The following is a 3,559-nucleotide window of genomic DNA, read 5'->3' as shown; positions in this document are numbered from 1 at the left end:
TATGTGTTCAGCGGGAAATGGCAGGTTAGACGGCTGTCGCCGACCGAGGCCGGGACGGGGACATCCAGCGCGCAACGGCCCTCGGCCTGCGGGCAGCGTGTGTGAAACTCGCAGCCTGAGGGGCGCGCCAGCAAGGACGGAACGTCAGCCGGCAGCGTGATGCGCTGGTGCACCCGATCTGGATCGGGCTCGGGGTTGGCGGACAGAAGGGCCGCCGTATAGGGATGATGCGGGGCACGGAAGATCGCTTCGGTTTCGCCCTGCTCGACGAAGCGTCCGAGATACATCACCGCCATGCGGTCGGCGATCTGGCGCACGACATGCAGATTGTGGGTGATGATCAGCATCGACAGGCCCATGCGGTCGCGCAGGTCGTTGAGCAGGTTCAGCACCTCTCCCTGCACGGAGACGTCGAGGCCGGCGGTCGGCTCGTCGGCGACGACCAGCACCGGGTCCAGCGCGATCGCCCGCGCAACGCCGACGCGGCGCGCCTGGCCGCCGGATAGCTGGTGCGGGTAGCGGTCGGCGAAATCGCGCGGCAGACCGACCAGCGCAAGAAGCCGTGTGACTTCAGCGTTGAGATCGCGATCCGACAAACCGTGGATGACGAAAGGCTCCGACAGCAGCGAGCGCACGCTGAGCCGCGGCGACAGCGATCCGACCGGATCCTGGAACATCATCGGCATGCGCCGCCGCACCGGTTTCATCGCGGCGTTGGACAGGCCTTGCAGTTCCTGTCCTTCGAACACGATCGTGCCTGCTTTCACCGGCTGAAGACCGTTGAGGGTGCGCGCCAGCGTCGTCTTGCCCGAGCCGGATTCGCCGACCAGCGCGAAGGTGCTGCCTCGTTGAAGCGTGAAGCTGACGCCGGAGACCGCTTCGATTTCGGTGGCCCGCCCCGCGAGCCTGGCGGACAGGCCGCCAACCCGAAACGAGACGCGCAGGTCGCTGACACGGAGCAGGTCTTCGTTCATGCGCTCATGGCCCCCAGTGGAACGTCCGCGTGCCAGCAATGGGCGATATGAGATCCGCCGACAGGGGCGTTGGGAGGCGTCGTCAGGCATTGGGCGTCGGCGCGATCGCAGCGCGGCTGGAAGACGCAGCCGCTTGGTCGGCGGCGCAGGTCCGGCAAGGTCCCGGCAATCGTCGGCAGCCGGGGCACACGCTGCGACAGCCGGGCGGGATCGCAGGCCAGCAGCTTCTGCGTGTAGGGATGGCGGGCGTCGTGGAAGATCTCGCGGGTCGTGCCGCTTTCCACCACCTCGCCGGCATACATCACGATCATCTCGTCGCAGAGTTCGGCGATCACGCCCAGATGATGCGAGATGAACAGCACCGAGCAGCCGATGTCGCGCTGCAGATCCTTGAGCAGTTCGATGGTGGCCACCTCCAGCGTCGCATCGAGCGCCGTGGTCGGCTCGTCGGCGATCAGCAGCGCTGGCTCCATCATCAGCGCCATGGCGATGGCGATGCGCTGCTTCATGCCGCCGGAGAATTCGTGCGGAAACTGCGTCAGCCGGCTTTCCGGATCGGGAATGCGAACCTTGCGCAGCATGGCGACCGAGCGCGCATCCTTGTCCCGCTTCGACAGACCCGAGCGATACTGGATGTCGCGCATCTGCCGCCCCACCGACAGCACCGGGTTGAGCGCACCCATCGGGTCCTGGAAAACGGTGGCGATCCTTTGCCCGCGCAGGCCGCGCATCGCGGTGGGGTCGAGCCGGGCAAGGTTCTTGTCGCCCTCGAAGATGATGTCGCCCGATAATATCTCGCCATTGTCGGCGAGCAGGCCGAGAATGGCGTTGATGAGCGTCGACTTCCCGCAGCCGGATTCGCCGACCACGCCAACGCTGCGGTTGGCCGGCACGGAAAAACTCACCTGCTTCAGCGCCTCCAGTCGCCCACTCTCGGTGTGGAAGGCGACGCTCAGATCCTTGATCGCGAGAACCGTCATGACCGCCCCTTCAGCCGGGGATCGAAGAGGTCGCGCAGCGTCTCGCCGAAGAAGGTGAAGCCGAGTGTGGTCAGCACGATGGGCAGGCCGCCGGCAATCACGATCCAGTAGGAATCGCGGATGTTGGCAAAGCCGTCATTGAGGATCGCGCCCCAGCTCGGCGTTGGCGGCCGCACGCCGAGCCCGAGGAAGCTCATGCCGGCCTCGATCGCCACCACCACGGGAATGTCCATCGATATCAGGATCAGGATCGGGCCGATGATGTTGGGCAGGATATGGACGCGCAGGATACGGCCGGCACTGGCGCCCATCGAGCGCGCCGCCATGACATGTTCGGCCGACTTCAGCACCAGCGTCTGCGTCCTGATGATGCGGGCATAGCCCGGCACATTGACCAGCATCACCACCAGCACCACCGCATAGAGCGAGGGGCCGAACAGGGTGACCAGCGTCAGCGCCAGCATGACGGTGGGAAAGCTCTTCACGGCGTCGAAGATCAGCAGCAGCACATTGTCGAGCCAGCGCGGCCCATAGCCGGCGATCAGCCCGAGCACCACGCCGACGACCAGCGACACCGCTGTCGCGCCCAGCGCGATCAAGAGCGCGACGCGCCCGCCATAGAGCACCCGGGTCAGAAGATCACGGCCGAGGTGGTCGGTGCCGAGCAGATGCAGCAGGCTCGGCGAAGCGAAGCGTTCGGCCGGCGATATCTTGCTCGGCGCATAGCTGGTCAGCGCGCTGGCAAACACCGCCGACAGCACCACCAGCGTCACCAGCGTCAGGCCGACGGCGCCGAGCGGCTCGCGCATGATGCCGCGCACGGTGCGCCACAATCCGGACAACCGGCTGCCGCCGGAAGACAGCTCAGTTGAAACTTGATCTGACACGGGGATCCAAGATACCGACCAGAATGTCGGCCGCTACGTTGACGAGGACGAAGAAGACCGTGGTGACCAGCACGGCTCCGGAGACGATGGGGTAGTTGCGCACCGAGATCGCCTCATAGACCAGCTTGCCGATGCCGGGGCGGGCGAAGACGATTTCGGCGAAAACGGAAGACGACAGCATGTGGCCGATGCCGACGCCGAGCAGGGTGATCGTGGGCAGCACGGCAATGCGCAGCGCGTAGGTGTAGACGATCCGGTGCTCTGTCAGGCCGAAGGCGCGCGCCGTGCGGATATGGCTGGCCTCCAGCGTCTCCAGCATCGAGGCGCGCACCATGCGCGAGATGTAGCCGATCCAGCCAAGCCCGACCGCCAGCGACGGCAGGATGAGGTGCTGGAGCCGGCTGGCGAGGTCGCCCGGTTCGCCGGCGCCGATCGCCGGCAGCCATTGCAGTGCGACCGCGAACACCAGCAGCGAATAGATGGCGACGACGAAGGACGGCACCGCGATCATCGCCACCGAAAGAACCCCGATCACCTGATCGACAAAGCCGCCTCGGCGCACCGCGGCGATACAGCCAAGCGGGATGCCAAGCGCCACCGACCAGGTGATGCCGCCGACCACCAGCGCCAGCGTGAACGGAAGCTGCTCGATCACCACGTCCAGCACCGGCCGGTTCGACAGAACCTCGGTGCCCAGGTCACCGCGCAGGACCGATCC

General features: G+C 66.2%; 4 protein-coding genes. All 4 read right to left on the bottom strand.

Annotated elements, in window-relative coordinates; all coding sequences use genetic code 11:
* A partial coding sequence (locus EN994_RS22805; RefSeq protein WP_013533007.1) for an ABC transporter ATP-binding protein occupies positions 1–974 on the bottom strand: 974 nt, incomplete at its 3' end.
* A complete protein-coding gene (locus tag EN994_RS22800; protein WP_063167553.1) occupies positions 971–1,954 on the bottom strand; it encodes an ABC transporter ATP-binding protein in 984 nt (327 codons plus the stop codon). The genes EN994_RS22800 and EN994_RS22805, both read right to left, overlap by 4 nt.
* A complete protein-coding gene (locus EN994_RS22795; RefSeq protein ID WP_082826413.1) occupies positions 1,951–2,796 on the bottom strand; it encodes an ABC transporter permease in 846 nt (281 codons plus the stop codon). Before EN994_RS22795 ends, EN994_RS22800 begins: the two co-directional genes overlap by 4 nt.
* 22 nt (positions 2,797–2,818) lie before the next feature.
* Positions 2,819–3,559, bottom strand: a 741-nt coding sequence (locus EN994_RS22790; protein ID WP_164746090.1) for an ABC transporter permease, incomplete at its 5' end; no start/stop codon positions are given.

Origin of the sequence: Mesorhizobium sp. M7A.F.Ca.CA.002.09.1.1 (genome assembly GCF_003998555.1) — a bacterium.
Classification (GTDB): domain Bacteria; phylum Pseudomonadota; class Alphaproteobacteria; order Rhizobiales; family Rhizobiaceae; genus Mesorhizobium; species Mesorhizobium ciceri.
The sequence above is the reverse complement of the archived record's forward strand: the minus strand, read 5'-3'. Positions and strand labels throughout refer to the sequence as shown.